Source organism: Pseudomonas sp. H3_D04 (assembly GCF_054669175.1).
Window position 1 is genome coordinate 2,087,011 of sequence record NZ_CP162801.1, and the last position, 14,527, is coordinate 2,101,537.

The 14,527-nt window shown below is 59.0% G+C and carries 15 protein-coding genes and 2 pseudogenes; 8 read left to right on the forward strand and 9 right to left on the reverse strand.

All coding sequences use genetic code 11. The features are described 5' to 3' along the window. Window positions 1–43: 43 nt before the first annotated feature. Window positions 44–1,483, reverse strand: coding sequence for a dihydropyrimidinase (gene hydA / locus AB4N91_RS09825; protein ID WP_010455090.1), 1,440 nt, complete (start codon window positions 1,481–1,483; stop codon window positions 44–46). A gap of 553 nt (window positions 1,484–2,036) precedes the next feature. Between hydA and AB4N91_RS09830 the strand changes: the two genes are divergently transcribed. Next, window positions 2,037–3,521, forward strand: coding sequence for an NCS1 family nucleobase:cation symporter-1 (locus AB4N91_RS09830; protein ID WP_010455088.1), 1,485 nt, complete (start codon window positions 2,037–2,039; stop codon window positions 3,519–3,521). A 126-nt stretch (window positions 3,522–3,647) separates the two neighbouring features. Beyond that, window positions 3,648–4,931, forward strand: coding sequence for a Zn-dependent hydrolase (locus AB4N91_RS09835; RefSeq protein WP_083376525.1), 1,284 nt, complete (start codon window positions 3,648–3,650; stop codon window positions 4,929–4,931). 152 nt (window positions 4,932–5,083) lie between these two features. On the opposite strand, the gene AB4N91_RS09840 is transcribed toward AB4N91_RS09835, so the two are convergent. The 4 genes and pseudogenes from AB4N91_RS09840 to AB4N91_RS09855 all read right to left on the reverse strand — a co-directional run bounded on the left by AB4N91_RS09840 (window position 5,084) and on the right by AB4N91_RS09855 (window position 7,269). Beyond that, complete coding sequence (locus AB4N91_RS09840; RefSeq protein ID WP_010455083.1) at window positions 5,084–5,308, reverse strand: hypothetical protein; 225 nt, start codon at window positions 5,306–5,308, stop codon at window positions 5,084–5,086. A 259-nt stretch (window positions 5,309–5,567) separates the two neighbouring features. Beyond that, on the reverse strand, window positions 5,568–5,993 hold the full coding sequence (locus AB4N91_RS09845) for a hypothetical protein (RefSeq protein WP_077749279.1): 426 nt from the start codon (window positions 5,991–5,993) through the stop codon (window positions 5,568–5,570). A gap of 216 nt (window positions 5,994–6,209) precedes the next feature. Further along, window positions 6,210–6,506 (reverse strand): annotated as a pseudogene (locus AB4N91_RS09850) (two-component sensor histidine kinase); the annotation flags it as partial. A gap of 22 nt (window positions 6,507–6,528) precedes the next feature. Then, the gene (locus AB4N91_RS09855) at window positions 6,529–7,269 is read right to left on the reverse strand and encodes a response regulator (protein WP_077749277.1); all 741 of its coding nucleotides are present in this window, start codon (window positions 7,267–7,269) and stop codon (window positions 6,529–6,531) included. A gap of 191 nt (window positions 7,270–7,460) precedes the next feature. Between AB4N91_RS09855 and AB4N91_RS09860 the strand changes: the two genes are divergently transcribed. Continuing rightward, window positions 7,461–7,637 (forward strand): DUF2790 domain-containing protein, encoded by a 177-nt coding sequence (locus AB4N91_RS09860; RefSeq protein WP_460112371.1) that lies wholly within the window; start codon window positions 7,461–7,463, stop codon window positions 7,635–7,637. A 178-nt stretch (window positions 7,638–7,815) separates the two neighbouring features. Here AB4N91_RS09860 and ppnN read toward each other — a convergent pair whose 3' ends face one another. Beyond that, window positions 7,816–9,189 (reverse strand): nucleotide 5'-monophosphate nucleosidase PpnN, encoded by a 1,374-nt coding sequence (ppnN, locus tag AB4N91_RS09865; RefSeq protein ID WP_010455076.1) that lies wholly within the window; start codon window positions 9,187–9,189, stop codon window positions 7,816–7,818. A gap of 226 nt (window positions 9,190–9,415) precedes the next feature. Here ppnN and AB4N91_RS09870 point away from each other — a divergent pair, with 226 nt between their 5' ends. Both AB4N91_RS09870 and AB4N91_RS09875 read left to right on the forward strand, forming a co-directional pair. After that, entirely contained in the window at window positions 9,416–9,943 is a 528-nt protein-coding gene (locus AB4N91_RS09870) for a DUF3087 domain-containing protein (RefSeq protein WP_154501114.1), read from the forward strand. Window positions 9,944–10,108: 165 nt separating this feature from the next. After that, window positions 10,109–11,687: pseudogene (locus AB4N91_RS09875) on the forward strand (sensor domain-containing diguanylate cyclase). Between the two features lie 146 nt (window positions 11,688–11,833). Here the strand turns inward: AB4N91_RS09875 and AB4N91_RS09880 are convergent. Further along, window positions 11,834–12,208: a DUF2784 domain-containing protein gene (locus AB4N91_RS09880; protein ID WP_010455070.1), complete on the reverse strand. Its 375-nt coding sequence runs from the start codon at window positions 12,206–12,208 to the stop codon at window positions 11,834–11,836. 168 nt (window positions 12,209–12,376) lie between these two features. On the opposite strand from AB4N91_RS09880, the gene AB4N91_RS09885 reads away from it, so the two are divergent. Genes AB4N91_RS09885 through AB4N91_RS09895 form a run of 3 tightly spaced genes read left to right on the forward strand, consistent with a single transcriptional unit; the run spans window position 12,377 to window position 13,604 of the window. Further along, complete coding sequence (locus AB4N91_RS09885; RefSeq protein WP_042932778.1) at window positions 12,377–13,075, forward strand: AzlC family ABC transporter permease; 699 nt, start codon at window positions 12,377–12,379, stop codon at window positions 13,073–13,075. After that, window positions 13,075–13,386 carry an AzlD domain-containing protein gene (locus tag AB4N91_RS09890; RefSeq protein ID WP_010455066.1) on the forward strand — a complete coding sequence of 104 codons (312 nt, stop codon included), beginning with the start codon at window positions 13,075–13,077 and terminating at the stop codon, window positions 13,384–13,386. Before AB4N91_RS09885 ends, AB4N91_RS09890 begins: the two co-directional genes overlap by 1 nt. A gap of 59 nt (window positions 13,387–13,445) precedes the next feature. After that, a complete protein-coding gene (locus tag AB4N91_RS09895; RefSeq protein ID WP_167362281.1) occupies window positions 13,446–13,604 on the forward strand; it encodes a hypothetical protein in 159 nt (52 codons plus the stop codon). Window positions 13,605–13,728: 124 nt separating this feature from the next. On the opposite strand, the gene AB4N91_RS09900 is transcribed toward AB4N91_RS09895, so the two are convergent. Both AB4N91_RS09900 and AB4N91_RS09905 read right to left on the reverse strand, forming a co-directional pair. Beyond that, window positions 13,729–13,956, reverse strand: coding sequence for a DUF6555 family protein (locus AB4N91_RS09900; RefSeq protein WP_077749272.1), 228 nt, complete (start codon window positions 13,954–13,956; stop codon window positions 13,729–13,731). A 181-nt stretch (window positions 13,957–14,137) separates the two neighbouring features. Next, window positions 14,138–14,410: a hypothetical protein gene (locus AB4N91_RS09905; protein WP_288115313.1), complete on the reverse strand. Its 273-nt coding sequence runs from the start codon at window positions 14,408–14,410 to the stop codon at window positions 14,138–14,140. Window positions 14,411–14,527 lie beyond the last annotated feature (117 nt).

The window sequence follows — 14,527 nt, forward strand, 5'->3', positions numbered from 1 at the left end:
TGTAGGAGCGAGGCTTGCCCGCGAAGGCCGAAGGCCTCGATTTTCAGCGTTTCACGGCAGTCGGCTTATTCTGCTCAGCCCGCTTGCTCAGCAAGTCAAACACCGCCGGATACGCCGGCCGTTCGACATACCGCCCGGCACCACGCTCAGCGCGCAGATCACCATCGGCCCACACCACCCGGCCCTGGCTCACGGTATGGCTCGGCACACCGCGCACGGTCTTGCCTTCGAAGATGTTGAAGTCGACCTGCTGGTGGTGAGTCTTCGCCGAAATGGTCCGCGTGCCCTCCGGATCCCACAGCACCAGGTCCGCATCAGCGCCCACGCGGATCGCACCTTTACGCGGGTAGAGGTTGAAGATCTTCGCGGTGTTGGTGGAGGTCAGCGCCACGAAGTGCTGCATCGACAAACGGCCGGTGTTGACCCCCTCATCCCAGAGCACAGCCATGCGGTCTTCGATACCGGCAGTGCCATTGGGGATTTTGCTGAAGTCATCTCGCCCGGCGGCTTTTTGTTCGGCACAGAAGCAGCAGTGGTCGGTGGCGGTGGTGTGCAGGTTGCCTGATTGCAAACCGTGCCAAAGCGCTTCCTGGTGGCCGCGAGGACGGAAGGGCGGGCTCATCACGTAACCGGCGGCGGTCTGCCAGTCCGGGTGTTGGTAGACGCTGTCGTCCAGCAGCAGATGCCCGGCCAACACTTCGCCGTAGACCTGCTGGCCCTTGCTGCGGGCGTAGGTGATTTCGTCCAGCGCTTCCTTGGTCGAGACATGCACCAGGTACAGCGGCGTGCCCAGGGTTTCAGCAATGCGGATTGCCCTGCTCGCGGCTTCGCCTTCCACTTGAGAAGGTCGCGACAATGGATGCGCTTCGGGACCGGTGATGCCCTGGGCCATCAACTTGCGTTGCAGGTGATAGACCAGCTCACCGTTTTCCGCGTGCACGGTCGGAACCGCGCCCAACTCCAGGCAGCGCTCGAAACTCGCTACCAGGGTGTCGTCGGCGGCCATGATCGCGTTCTTGTACGCCATGAAATGCTTGAAGCTGTTGACCCCGTGCTGGCTGACCAGCTCCGCCATTTCCTCGCGCACCTGTTCGCTCCACCAGGTAATGGCGACATGGAAACCGTAATCCGACGCCGACTTCTCGGCCCAGCCGCGCCACTGATGAAACGCCTCCATCAAGGATTGCTGTGGGTTGGGAATCACGAAGTCGATAATCGACGTGGTGCCACCGGCAAGGCCTGCCGCAGTGCCACTGAAAAAGTCTTCACTGGCCACGGTGCCCATGAAGGGCAGTTGCATGTGCGTGTGCGGGTCGATGCCGCCGGGCATCAGGTATTGGCCGCTGCCGTCGAGCACTTCGGCGCCGGCCGGAACATCAAGATTGTCGCCGATGGCTTTAATCACGCCGTCGGCGCAATAGACGTCGGCGCGATAACTTTCATCATGGGTAATAACGGTGGCGCCACGGATCAACAGAGACATTCCGAGTTCCTCGCAGGCAATGACCGACTTATGTCGGTTCTAAATGTTTTATATGAAGCCGGCGCAAACAGGTGTATTCCTGTCAGCGCTGTCAGGAATAGAAGCTAGTCTGAGTTTATGGAATGAGCAAGAATATTTTTTATAAGCTTATTGCTGTTTTAACATATTGATAAATAACGATTAAATTGAGAAATCACCAAAATGGTGTAGTCCTGAACCATTTTGACGCACTTGACAGGTTCTCAAAATGAACGAGATTTCTTATGTGAAATCAGCTGCTTGAGGATGGTCTATGGTTGATGCGCAACTTTGAAAAAAAGACCCATGCACCAGATTGAGCCCTGACGGTTCGGACAACTTGCCCGGCATTCGGCCTGAGTGAACAGGCAAGTAACCGAGGGACTATTTGGGCGGTATATAAAAACTGATAAACATCAGTTGGTTGCGAAGTTTTTGTGGAACTGCCCGATGCGCAAACGGGGTGCCCGGCACGCTTATTGATGCCAACAGCCCCTGATGAGCAAAAAATAATTCAAAGAACAGTGGAGCGGCCATGCAACAGATCAGATCGCAAGTGACCGAGCGCGACGGCTTGTTTGAGCTCGAAGCCGGCAGCGACGTCCTCGACAGTCCCCGTTACAACCACGACATGGCACCGACCAAGGTGCGTGAACGAACCTGGAACAAATGGCACATTACCGCCCTGTGGGTTGGCATGGCGATTTGCGTGCCGACCTACACCCTCGGCGGCGTACTCACCGCTTATTTCGGTCTGAGCGTCGGCGAAGCACTGCTGGCGATTCTGTTCGCCAATATCATCGTATTGATCCCGCTGACCCTGAACGCCTTCCCCGGTACCAAGTACGGCATTCCGTTTCCGGTGCTGCTGCGTTCGTCCTTCGGCATCCTCGGCTCCAACGTTCCTTGCCTGATTCGGGCGCTGGTGGCGTGCGGCTGGTTCGGCATTCAGACAATGTTTGGCGGACTGGCCATTCACCTGTTTCTCGGCTCGGTGTTCGACGGCTGGAAAGCCCTGGGCGGCACCGGCGAGGTAATTGGCTTCATGGTGTTCTGGGCCTTGAACCTGTGGGTGGTGATTCGCGGTGCGGACTCGATCAAATGGCTGGAAACCCTTTCGGCGCCGCTGTTGGTGCTGGTGGGCGCAGGCCTGCTGGTGTGGGCCATGCCGAACGTGTCGATGACCGAGCTGATGGCGATCCCGCCCAAGCGCCCGGAAGGGGCCAGCGTGGTCAGTTACTTTGCCGCCGGGCTGACCGCGATGGTCGGGTTCTGGGCCACGTTGTCCCTGAACATTCCGGACTTCAGTCGTTATGCGAAAAGCCAGAAGGACCAGATCATCGGGCAAATCATCGGACTGCCCCTGACCATGTTCCTGTTCGCCTCGCTGGGCGTGGTAATGACGGCGGCCTCGGTCAAACTGGTGGGCGTCAGCGTCTCCGATCCGGTCACCCTGATCGGTCACATTCAGAGCCCGGTCTGGGTCGCGGTGGCCATGGCGCTGATCATCATTGCCACGTTGTCCACCAACACGGCGGCCAACATCGTGTCGCCGACCAACGATTTCCAGAACGTCGCGCCCAAGCTCATCAACCGCACGAAGGCGGTGATCCTCACTGGCCTGGTCGGCCTGGCGCTGATGGCCCATGAGCTGTTGAAGAAGCTTGGATTGATCGTTTCGGACCTGAGCCTGGAGACGGTTTACTCCAATTGGTTGCTGGGCTATTCGAGCCTGTTGGGGCCGATCGCCGGGATCATGGTGGTGGACTATTTCCTGATCAAGAAACAGCAACTGGACTTGGCCGGTCTGTATCGCGATGACGTGTACCCGGCGTGGAACTGGTTCGGGTTTATCGCGTTTGGCGTGCCGGTGGCGTTGACGCTGCTGTCCCTGGGCAGCGACGCGTTCAGCTGGTTCTACAGTTATGGCTGGTTTACCGGCTCGGCGCTGGGGGGGCTGATTTATTACGGGTTGTGCTCGATGCGGCCTAGCGCGTCAATCGCGAAATCTGCGGCGTGAGCACTGGCCTCTTCGCGGGCAAGCCTCGCTCCTACAGGTTCGCGTATTCCTTTTAGGAGCGAAGCTTGCTCGCGAAGACGGCCTCAAAAACACCAAACATCATAAGAACTGCCTGAGGAGATCACCATGAACGCTGCTGTAGACGTTCTGCAGTCCACCCATCAGCACATCAACCGCGACCGCTTGTGGCAGTCGCTCATGGACCTGGCCAAACTCGGCGCCACGGTCAAGGGTGGCGTCTGTCGCCTCGCCCTGACCGACCTCGACCGTCAGGCCCGGGACATTTTCGTCAACTGGTGTGAAGACGCCGGTTGCACCGTCAGCGTCGACGCCGTCGGCAACATCTTCGCTCGCCGCCCCGGCCGCAACCCGAACCTGCCCCCGGTGATGACCGGCAGCCACATCGACACCCAACCCACGGGCGGCAAGTTCGATGGCTGCTTCGGTGTGCTGGCCGGCGTCGAGGTGCTGCGCACCCTCAATGACCTCGGCGTGGAAACCGAGGCACCGCTGGAAGTGGTGGTCTGGACCAACGAAGAAGGCTCGCGCTTCGCCCCGTGCATGATGGGCTCCGGCGTGTTCGCGGAAAAATTCACCCTCGAAGAAACCCTGGCCAAGGTCGATGCCGATGGCGTCACCGTTGGCGAAGCGTTGAATGCCATTGGTTACGCCGGCCCACGCACGGTCAGCGGCCATGCCGTCGGTGCCTATTTCGAGGCGCACATCGAGCAAGGCCCGATCCTCGAAGACGAACACAAAACCATCGGCATCGTCATGGGCGCCCTCGGCCAGAAATGGTTCGACCTGAAACTGCGCGGCGTTGAAGCCCACGCCGGCCCGACGCCAATGCACCTGCGCAAGGACGCCTTGGTCGGCGCTGCCGTGATTGTCGGCGCAGTGAACCGCGCCGCTCTCGGCCATCAACCTCATGCCTGCGGCACCGTCGGATGCCTGCAAGCCTATCCCGGCTCACGCAATGTCATCCCCGGCGAAGTGCGCATGACCCTGGATTTCCGTCATCTGGAACCGGCGCGCCTGGACTCGATGATCGCCGAAGTCCGTGAAGTCATCGAAACCACCTGCGAGGAGCACGGCCTGACCTTCGAACTGACGCCCACCGCCGACTTCCCGCCGCTCTACTTCGACAAGGGTTGCGTCGAAGCAGTACGCGGGGCTGCGCAAGGTCTGGGACTGTCGCACATGGACATCGTCAGCGGAGCAGGGCACGACGCGATCTTCCTCGCTGAACTCGGCCCGGCCGGGATGATCTTCGTGCCGTGCGAAGGCGGCATCAGCCACAACGAAATCGAAAATGCCGCGCCGGATGATCTGGCGGCAGGGTGTGCGGTGTTGTTGCGGGCGATGCTGGCCGCGTCGGCGGCGATTGCCAGCGGCCAACTGGCGGCCTGAAGCGCGAACACGATCGTAGACTTTGGCTGCGCCTGCGCCGCTGGAGCCTACGATCTACAGTGATTCGGTTACACGCCTGCCCGGATACGAGAAACCCCGGGTAGATCGGATCTACCCGGGGTTTCCTGTTTCAAACGGCCCAAAGCCGTTAATCAATAGCGCTGATACTTCGAACCAAACTCAGGGCGGTTTTCCGCGACGTAGAGTTTGCTGGCCTGACTGTCTTTGTGATCAACGCCGACAGTGTTCACGTTCAATGTTGCCGGTTGGCTGACTTTGGCTGCCGCAACGACTTGCGAGGTGGCATGTGGGGCGGCGATGGCGGATGTAGCGCCAAGAACCGACAGGGCGAAACCAAGACCAATGATGCTTTTCATGATGTTGCTCCAGTAGAGTGGGGAGAAGATGTGGCCACTGTAGTGCTGGAGCGTCGCGATGAGAAAACACCCTTGCGCATAGTTGATATCGAGCGCGTTGATCCACTGTCAGCGGGGGGGCTGGGCCAACGCTGCCTGAGTCGTTCGAGACGTCCGTCGCGTCTCATTTCATCCAGCGCCTGTTGCCAGCGCGCCACCACCACGCCGCCTGGGACCGGCTCGCTTCCACATTTGATCTCTGGCAGTTTGCAGAGACTGATCAGTAACGCTGATATTTGGAACCGAACTCAGGGCGATTCTCCGCGACGACAACACCTCCTTGTACGGCATTCTTCGGGCTGATCGACGCGACACGTTCGCGCAGTTCTTGCAGGCGATCCGCGCCACCTTCAGCCACACGCTCACGAAGCTCTTGCAGGCGATCAGCACCGCCTTCGGCAACGCGGTTCTCGATCAGGCGATCGGAACCACCTTCAGCAACACGGTTGTTTTGCAGGTTTTCAGAGCCATATTCAGCGACGCGATTCTGTTGCAACCGGTCCGAGCCACCTTCCACCAACAGTTGCTGGATCTGGCTGTGGGACGCAGCGCTGACGGTATTGGCCGACGCCAGGTTCGACAGGCCGAGGCCACCAACCAATGCCAGACCGAGTACCAGGGACGAGACTTTCGAGAAGTTGAACATGGGTGATTCTCCGTGCGCTTGAATGTGTGTGGGTCGGTAGCTGCTGCTATCCGGTGAACACAGTTAAACGCCCGGGTGTATCGGTGATGTGTGCTTGAACGCGCTGAAATCAGCTTATACGTATCCGTTCGGGGTTCTTATACAGACGGATACAAAACCCTTGCCCCAAGCTGCGACAAGGGTTTTGCCGCGAGGGTGAGCTCAGCGCACAGGCCGCCGCCTTCGCATGGCGTTGAACGCCTTGGCGGCATGGGCGACTTCGGTCGGGCCTTTTTCGTCCAGATGCACCGCGTGGGTGTTCGGATCCTAGGTGTCCACTGCCTGGGCGAGGATCAATAAAAGGGTCAGTTGCACCAGCAGCACCATCGGCAGCCACGAGGACAACGGCATCACCGATGGCCGGACGTCGATGGTCAGCGGGCTGCCGTCGGCGAGTTTCAGGTGTGCCTGGAAGTGCTGTTGCGCACCTTGGATGCGAGTAAACGCCAAGGCATATTGCGCACCGACAGCGTCCGTGGCCAATGCAGGTAGCGTTTCATGATTCGGCGCCGAGCAATTCCACGGGATAGGAGAACACGTAGCCTTCGCTGCGCACGGTTTTGATGTAGGTCGACTCCCGGGAGTCATCCATCAGCCGTTGGCGCAGACGGCTCACCAGCAAGTCGATGGAGCGGTCGAACAGGTCGGCGTCGCGGCCTTGGGTGAGGTTGAGCAACTGGTCGCGACTGAGCACGCGCTGCGGGTGATCGAGAAATACCCGGAGCAAGCGGTACTCGGCGCCACTGAGTGCAACCATCGTGTCGTCTTCGTCCAGCAAGTGGCGGGCGGTGGTGTCCAGGCGCCAGCGGCCGAAGCCCAGCAACCGGCCGCTTTCGGTGATGAGCAGGTTGGGCGGCAGCATCCGGGTGCGGCGCAGTACGGCGTTGATCCGCGCCAGCAGTTCGCGGGCGGAGAACGGTTTGGTCAGGTAATCGTCCGCGCCCATTTCCAGGCCGAGGATGCGGTCGGTTTCGTCGTTGCGGGCGGTGAGCATCAGGATCGGCGTGGCCTTGTGTTTGCCTGAGCGCAGCTCGCGGCACAGCAGCAGGCCGTCATCGCCGGGCATCATGATGTCGAGCACGATCAGGTCTACGGTGTTGGTTTCAAGAAAGCTGCGCATCTGCCGGCCATCGGCAACCACGGTGGTGCGCAGGCCGTTCTTTTTCAGGTAATTACCGACCAGTTCACGGATCTCGCGATCGTCATCGACGATCAGGATGTGGTTCACGTGTTCCATTGCTCAAACCTCTTGTTATTCGCACGTCGCGCATTCTAGGGAGCCACGCCGCACCTGCCTGCCGGCCTTTGTATCTCACTGTATCTGGAGATGACTTTGATACAGGGGCATACAAGTCGGTTTTTTTCAGGGGCGGGTATCGGCTGCCCTGTGTGACACCTTACGCCTTAGTAGTCCCGGTTTTACGACACATGGAAGATACCTCCGGCCGTTTAAATGGGGATATCAAGAAGGTGATTTCCACTGTAGAAGACGGCGGGGAAAATTGCGGGATTGTGAATGCGCGGATGACGTATCTGGATTCGAGCGGTACGCAGAAGGTGTTGGATTACAGCAATTTTGCGGCGTGTGGCAATCAGGGTGGCTGATCTTGGCGGCCTTCGGGCCGAACAGATTCCCCGGATTTACCCGTTCAACCTGTCGGAGCGAGCCTGCTCGCGGATAGCGGTCGTACAGGCAACAACACAGTTGGATGTACCGGCCTCATCGCGAGCAACCTCGCTCTCACAAGGCCGACTCGCGATGTTACAGCTCACATAAGCTTCGTTATGCAACCACCTGATAACACGGAACATAAGCCGCGCCACCCGGCAGTTTCATCCGGTGCTGCGCAACGAAGGCCTTGAGCAATTGATCAAGCGGATGCATGACCGCCGCATCGCCACGGATCTGGTAAGGGCCGTGTTCTTCGATCAGTCGGATGCCCTTGTCCTTGACGTTGCCGGCGACGATGCCGGAGAACGCGCGGCGCAGGTTGGCCGCCAGTTCGTGGGGTGGCAGGTCGCGGCTGAGTTTGAGGTTGGCCATGTTTTCGTGGGTCGGGTCGAACGGGCGCTGGAAGCCTTCGTCGATTTTCAGCAGCCAGTTGAAATGGAACGCGTCATTGCGCTCGCGGCGGAACTGTTTGACTGCTTTGAGGCCTTGGGTCATCTGGCGCGCGACTTCGGCCGGGTCGTCGATGATGATTTCGTAGTGTTGTTTCGCGGCGTCACCCAGCGTTGCGCCGACAAACGCGTCGAGTTGCTCCAGATACGGCGCCGCATGTTTCGGCCCGGTGAGCACCACGGGGAAGGGCAGGCCTGCGTTGTCCGGGTGCATGAGGATGCCGAGCAGGTACAGGAACTCTTCGGCTGTGCCGGCGCCGCCCGGGAAAATGATGATGCCATGGCCCACGCGCACGAAGGCTTCCAGGCGTTTCTCGATGTCCGGCAGGATCACCAGTTCGTTGACGATCGGGTTCGGCGCTTCGGCGGCGATGATGCCGGGTTCGGTCAAACCGAGGTAGCGGCCACCGTGGATGCGTTGCTTGGCGTGGGCGATGGTCGCGCCTTTCATCGGGCCTTTCATCACGCCGGGGCCGCAACCGGTGCAGATGTCGAGGCTGCGCAGGCCCAGTTCATGGCCGACTTTCTTGGTGTATTTGTATTCTTCGGTGTTGATCGAGTGGCCACCCCAGCACACCACGATCTTCGGCTCGACACCGGGGCGCAGGGTGCGGGCGTTGCGCAGCAGGTGGAAGACGTAGTCGCTGATGCCCTGGGAGGTGCTCAGGTCGATGCGCTGGGCGTCGAGCTCGTTTTCGGTGTAGACGATGTCACGCAGGGCGCTGAACAGCATTTCCCGGGTGCTGGCGATCATTTCGCCGTCGACGAAGGCGTCAGCGGGGGCATTCAGCAGTTCCAGGCGGACGCCGCGGTCCTGCTGGTGGATGCGGATTTCGAAATCTTTGTAGGCTTCAAGGATGGTCTTGGCGTTATCAACATGGGCGCCGGTATTGAGGATGGCCAGGGCGCACTGGCGGAATAAGGTGTAGGTGCTGCCGGATCCGGCTTCGCTCAGTTGCTGTACTTCACGTTGAGAAAGGGTTTCCAGGCTGCCTTTAGGGCTGACGGAGGCGTTGATTACTTGTCGTTGGGTCATTCAATGATCCTTAAAACGATGCCGTTCAATCAGGCAAATGGCATCCGAATAGTGTGTATCCAAGAAAGAAGATGGCACGAACTGCGCTGTATCGCCATGTTCCCCGTTTGACGATGAAAAGATGAAGAGGCGCCCAGCATAGCTAAATCCTGCACAGGGGCGATAATGCCCCGCAGTCTTTTCGCTCACCGAGCCTTTTACCATTGATGCAAGGAACCCCGTCACGATGTTCGAAATCCAGCCGATGAACGCCGAACTCTTTCGAAAGCAGACGCGGCGCAGCACGGTCATTATTGCGCTGATATTTCTGGCGCTGGCGATGGTGCTGTCCACTGCGGCGGTGGCGTTGTTTGGCGAGCCGGGGGGCGACAATCTGCGATTTAACGTCGGCGGCGTGTTTGTCGCGGTGCTGCTGATGGTGGCGCTGATGCGCGGCATGTTCTGGTCTCAGGCCTGGATGGCGCCGGCGGTGTACGGCTGGCAGCTCAAGCGCAGCCTGATGAGCATCACCAATGTGATGCATCAAGTGACGGCGGCGGTGGAGGCGGGTGATCCGACGGCCATGGAACTGCTGCGTTTCTACCATCTGGGCTTGAGCCAGATGCACGAACTGGACGGCAACTCCAGCGACCATGGGCAATTGAGCCGGGAAGTGGAGCAACACAAGGCGCGGATGGAAGCGCTGGGCCTCGACACCGAACAAACACAACTGAACCCCGCCTGGCTTGAAGCAGTGAAGCAGACACCGACGTAAATCCCGTGGGGTCGCATCCTCACCCCACACAAACCCGTCACAACGCGAGCAAATCGCCTATCTTGTTTCTGGTGGAGCATAGCGGTCCGAGTGTCAGGCACGACTGGATGGCGCTAAAAGGGCGAACGGGAAAAGTCGCCATGTCATAACGAGTCAGGGAGCGTCATGGGGCATCCGTCCATCAACGACCGAATTGAACACAGCCGGCCCGTCGCGCCTTGGGGGGCTGAGCAAATCGAGTCCCGGCGCAGGGTCCGCTACGCGGTTGTCCTGCTCGTGGCGGTGTGCCTGTCCTTGACGGCCATTGTGATCTGGGAAGCCTGGAACTCGCGCCAGTACCATTTGCATGACAAAGAAGTGGCAATGTCCAACCTTGCCCAGACCCTGACGTCGCAAGCGCAGTCGTCAATCAAACAGGCCGATACGCTGCTGTTTGCCTTGGTGGACCGCGTCGAAAACGAGGGCGTGGCCTCAGCGCAGCTGCCCAGATTCAGACGTTTGCTCGCCGCCCAACGCAGTGAGCTGACCCAGCTCCATGGTCTGTTCGTATTTGACGAAAAAGGGGGGGTGGATCGCCAATTCCAACGGTGCGGATATACCCGGTGCGAACAATTCCGACCGTGAATACTTCATCTACCATCGTGATCATACTGACCGGGGACCTCATATCGGACCGTCGATCAAGAGTAGATCGACCCGCGAATGGATCATGACCGTGTCACGCAGGATCAATCATCCAGATGGCAGTTTCGCCGGTGTGGCCCTGGCAACGATCTACCTCGACCATTTTCTCGCGCTGTACGACAGCATCGACATGGGCCAAAACGGCGTGATCAACCTGATCGCCGACGATGGCAGCATCGTCGTTCGCCGGCCATTCAACGAAGCAGACGTCGGCACCAGCGTCGCCAAGGGGCCGCTGTTCATGCAGCTATTGCCCAAGGGCAATTCCGGCACGGCCACCGTCAAGTCATATGTTGATGGTGTGGAGCGAGTGGTGGGGTTTCGACGGGTTGATGGTTATCCGCTGATCGTTTTTGCCGGCCTGGACAAGCGAGACGTCCTGGCCGGCTGGCGCGAGGAGTCCATCCTCAGCGCTGGCATCGTACTGTTGCTTTTGATGTTTCTGGGAGGGCTCGGCTATCGCCTCATTCGCTTCATGAAGCAGCAGAATCATTTTCAGAGCGTGCTGCTTGATGCCCGGGAAAAGCTCATCGAGGTCAACCGCAGCCTTGAACTGCTGGCGCTCGAAGACGCACTCACCGGGCTCTCCAACCGGCGTCAGTTCGATCTGTTCATCCTCGCGGAAATGGGCCGGGCCCGGCGCACGGTGACCCACCTCGCCATGCTGATGATCGATGTCGATCACTTCAAGAGCTTCAATGATCGTTATGGGCACGTGGCGGGTGATGACTGTCTGCGCAAAATCAGCGCGATTATCAAGGACAACATCAAACGCCCCGGCGATCTGGCCGCCCGCTATGGCGGCGAGGAGTTCACGGTGGTGCTGCCCGGCACCGACTATGTGGGGGCGTTTCTGGTCGCCGAAAAAATTCGTCGCGGGGTGCAGCAGGCCGGCATCGTACACAGCGAATGCCCTGAGGGTATGGTGACGGTCAGCGTGGGGGTTTGCGCCTACAACCCGGCGTCGCAGGATCAGCCCGACGACCTCGTCACCGCTGCGGACAAAGCGTTGTACGTGGCCAAGGCCAGTGGGCGGAACATGAGCGTCATCGCCAACTGACTTGAAACGAAGCGGTCACTGCCCTGGACCGCAGGACACGGTAGAAGGCGCTTTGCCCAGGCCCGCGACAGGCTGCCGGTTTCGCGGATGGCTTGAAGCAACGTCAGGACTTCAATCGACAGCATTTTCGATTCTCGGCGGGTATTTCAGGCTGCCCGGCGTAACTTCCACAACCTGATCAGCCGAAGATAGACCATGACGTTGATCACCAGCACCACGCTGCCCAGCGCCAGTTGAATCGCCGGTGTCAGCCCTGCGGGGTAAATGACCGGCCACACGTAGTGTTCGATGAAGCCACCGCCGTAACCGGTTTGCCCAGCGGCCTGGCGCATGACGTTTTCCCATTGAGTCAGGGGACACATCAGGTGGAAGACTTCCACACTCACGCCCCACACAGCAGCGGGCAGGTGCCACCAGATCAGCGGTCGCCATTTGAGCACCAGCAGCCCGCCGAACAGCACGAACAGAATGAACAGCAAATGAAACAGCACCAGCCCATCGGCGGCGATCCGGTAAAGCATGTCGACTCCCTGACGCGTTAGGCGAATGGCTCCATGGTACTCGGGTTCTGTTCCTTGCTGCTGCCCAGAGCCATTCGGCAAGCGCTGCCCGCAAGTGCGCAAGATTGTTCAAGCCATCGAACGCAACTGCTGGCACAGTCTGGCGTCTTCCCCTGGTTGTAGAGCTTTATGTCGAACTCACTCATGCCGCGCAGTGCCTTTCTTCGCGGCGCTGTAGCGATCATGCCGTTGTCCTTGGCGACCGCGCCCTGGGGCCTGCTGGCCGGGTCCATGGCCATCGAGGCCAATCTCACGCCGCTGCAAGGTCAAGGGTTGTCGAGCATCGTGTTTGCCGGTGCCGCGCAATTGGTCGCCATCGGCATGCTCAAGGGCGGTGCCGGGATCTTTTCGATTTTGCTGACCACGCTGTTACTGACCTCCCAGCATTTGCTGTACGGAATGAGTATGCGTTCGGTGATTTCACCGCTGCCGGGTCGCTGGCGCGTGGGGCTTGGGTTTTTGCTCACTGACGAGCTGTTCGCACTGACCAGCCAGCATGACAAACAGCAGTTCAATCGCTGGTACGCCCTGGGCGTTGGCCTGACGTTTTACATCGCCTGGAACCTGTTCACGCTGGCCGGCATCGTCCTCGGCAGCAGCATTCCCGGCCTCGAACACTTGGGGCTGGACTTCTCCATCGCTGCGACCTTCATTGCCCTGATCACCCCGGTGGTACGCAACGTTCCGACGGTGGTCTGCGTCGCGGTTTCGCTGTTTTGTTCCGTGTTGTTCAGCTACTGGCAATGGGGCTCGGCGCTGGTGCTGTCGGGGTTGGCGGGCATGACTGCAGGCTTCATCTGCAACAAATTCCATGGGGGGCGCACATGATGGTCTGGGCTGTAATTATCGGGATGGGCGTGCTCGTCTTCCTGAACCGCTACGTATTCCTCGAACCACGACTGCCGCTGCGCTTGAGCAGCAATGCCCGGCAGTTCCTCGGTTTTGCCGTGCCGGGGATGTTGACCGCGATCTGCGGACCGATTGTGTTCATGCCGGACAAACAGCTGAATCTGCAGTGGGACAACCCGTACCTGATCAGTTCGCTGGTGGCAGTGGGATTGGTGCTGTACACCCGCAATACCTTGCTCAGCATGCTTTTGAGCATGGGGTTTTTCTTTTTGCTGCGCTGGTGGCTTTGAGTCGCGCTTCGGAAACTGTTCTACGCTTAAAGGGAATTCCTTCAGGAAGCGAGGCGCGTATGGCCAATGAACCAAAACGTCCTGATCTGGATGAAGATGAGGATGAACCGACTCAAGAAGAGCTTGAGCGACAGAGGCGTTCGACACCGGACTGGAAGCACCCCGACGATGGTAAAGAACTGTCAGATCGTGACCAAGAGCGTCCGCTGAAGCCCTGACGGGTCCGCATCCCCCACCGCTGACCTTCAGTCAAGCAAGCGCCCTCGCCACAAAAGCAGGTGTGTCTGAAGTGCTTTGCTTGATTGAACAGTCATTCGCGATCAAGCGGGGCGGGTAAGGCCGTCAGATCGCCTCATTCCAACGTATCTGCGTGATACCCAGTTGTTGAGCGCTCAAGCGCGCCGTTTCGGGGGAGGCGTGTGCGGCGATCTTTCCGTCGGATTGCGGAAAGGCATGCGCCGAGGCTGAACGAATTGCGTCAACATCGGAGAACTGTTCAGCCAGTTTGAAAAAGTGCTGACGAACGCCATCGAGCAAATAATGCACGGCATAGGGAACGAGTTCGCTCATGTATTCCTCCTTAAATTCGCCAGGGCTTTGATTCAGGCATCGAACGGGCAATTCGCAAAGTCTGGGGTGCAATCCTTGTGCGGATAAAGAGCTGAAAAAAGAGGCCTCCATGGGCCTCTTCTTCAGAGTGCAACAATGTTCGGTTCGTTCAGTCTTGTGCTGAACTCAGCAGCGCCTCACTTCAAATATCATCCAGTGACGGAAAATCCGGGTGGGAGGCCCGGTAGCCCAACGTCTTGTCGATCCAGGCATTCAATTCGTTGACCATGACCGGCGGCTTGCCGGAGTAGGCTGCGAGGGTTGAGCGCAGGATGTCGTCGATATTGGGGATGGAACGCAGGTTTCGGGTCTTTATGTATTGCCCGATAAAACAGTCAAGTTGATAGCGTTCTGTCAGCGACAGGTACACGCACTCCAGACCGCCGACTTGATTAATGACAAGATCTTCGCGCAACTTAGTTCTCTGCAAGGCTCGTTGGATTTAGGGATTTCCTTGTTTATTGACTCTTTGGTCAATTAGGTACTGCCAGGGGAAATGCGGCGCGCATGCTATCTGTAGCACTACTAAATG

Bases quoted from the DNA above. Each gene is read 5' to 3' on its own strand.
- hydA (WP_010455090.1), bottom strand. From the start codon at position 1,483: ATGTCTCTGTTGATCCGTGGCGCCACCGTTATTACCCATGATGAAAGT.
- AB4N91_RS09830 (WP_010455088.1), top strand. From the start codon at position 2,037: ATGCAACAGATCAGATCGCAAGTGACCGAGCGCGACGGCTTGTTTGAG.
- AB4N91_RS09835 (WP_083376525.1), top strand. From the start codon at position 3,648: ATGAACGCTGCTGTAGACGTTCTGCAGTCCACCCATCAGCACATCAAC.
- AB4N91_RS09840 (WP_010455083.1), bottom strand. From the start codon at position 5,308: ATGAAAAGCATCATTGGTCTTGGTTTCGCCCTGTCGGTTCTTGGCGCT.
- AB4N91_RS09845 (WP_077749279.1), bottom strand. From the start codon at position 5,993: ATGTTCAACTTCTCGAAAGTCTCGTCCCTGGTACTCGGTCTGGCATTG.
- AB4N91_RS09855 (WP_077749277.1), bottom strand. From the start codon at position 7,269: ATGGAACACGTGAACCACATCCTGATCGTCGATGACGATCGCGAGATC.
- AB4N91_RS09860 (WP_460112371.1), top strand. From the start codon at position 7,461: ATGGAAGATACCTCCGGCCGTTTAAATGGGGATATCAAGAAGGTGATT.
- ppnN (WP_010455076.1), bottom strand. From the start codon at position 9,189: ATGACCCAACGACAAGTAATCAACGCCTCCGTCAGCCCTAAAGGCAGC.
- AB4N91_RS09870 (WP_154501114.1), top strand. From the start codon at position 9,416: ATGTTCGAAATCCAGCCGATGAACGCCGAACTCTTTCGAAAGCAGACG.
- AB4N91_RS09880 (WP_010455070.1), bottom strand. From the start codon at position 12,208: ATGCTTTACCGGATCGCCGCCGATGGGCTGGTGCTGTTTCATTTGCTG.
- AB4N91_RS09885 (WP_042932778.1), top strand. From the start codon at position 12,377: ATGTCGAACTCACTCATGCCGCGCAGTGCCTTTCTTCGCGGCGCTGTA.
- AB4N91_RS09890 (WP_010455066.1), top strand. From the start codon at position 13,075: ATGGTCTGGGCTGTAATTATCGGGATGGGCGTGCTCGTCTTCCTGAAC.
- AB4N91_RS09895 (WP_167362281.1), top strand. From the start codon at position 13,446: ATGGCCAATGAACCAAAACGTCCTGATCTGGATGAAGATGAGGATGAA.
- AB4N91_RS09900 (WP_077749272.1), bottom strand. From the start codon at position 13,956: ATGAGCGAACTCGTTCCCTATGCCGTGCATTATTTGCTCGATGGCGTT.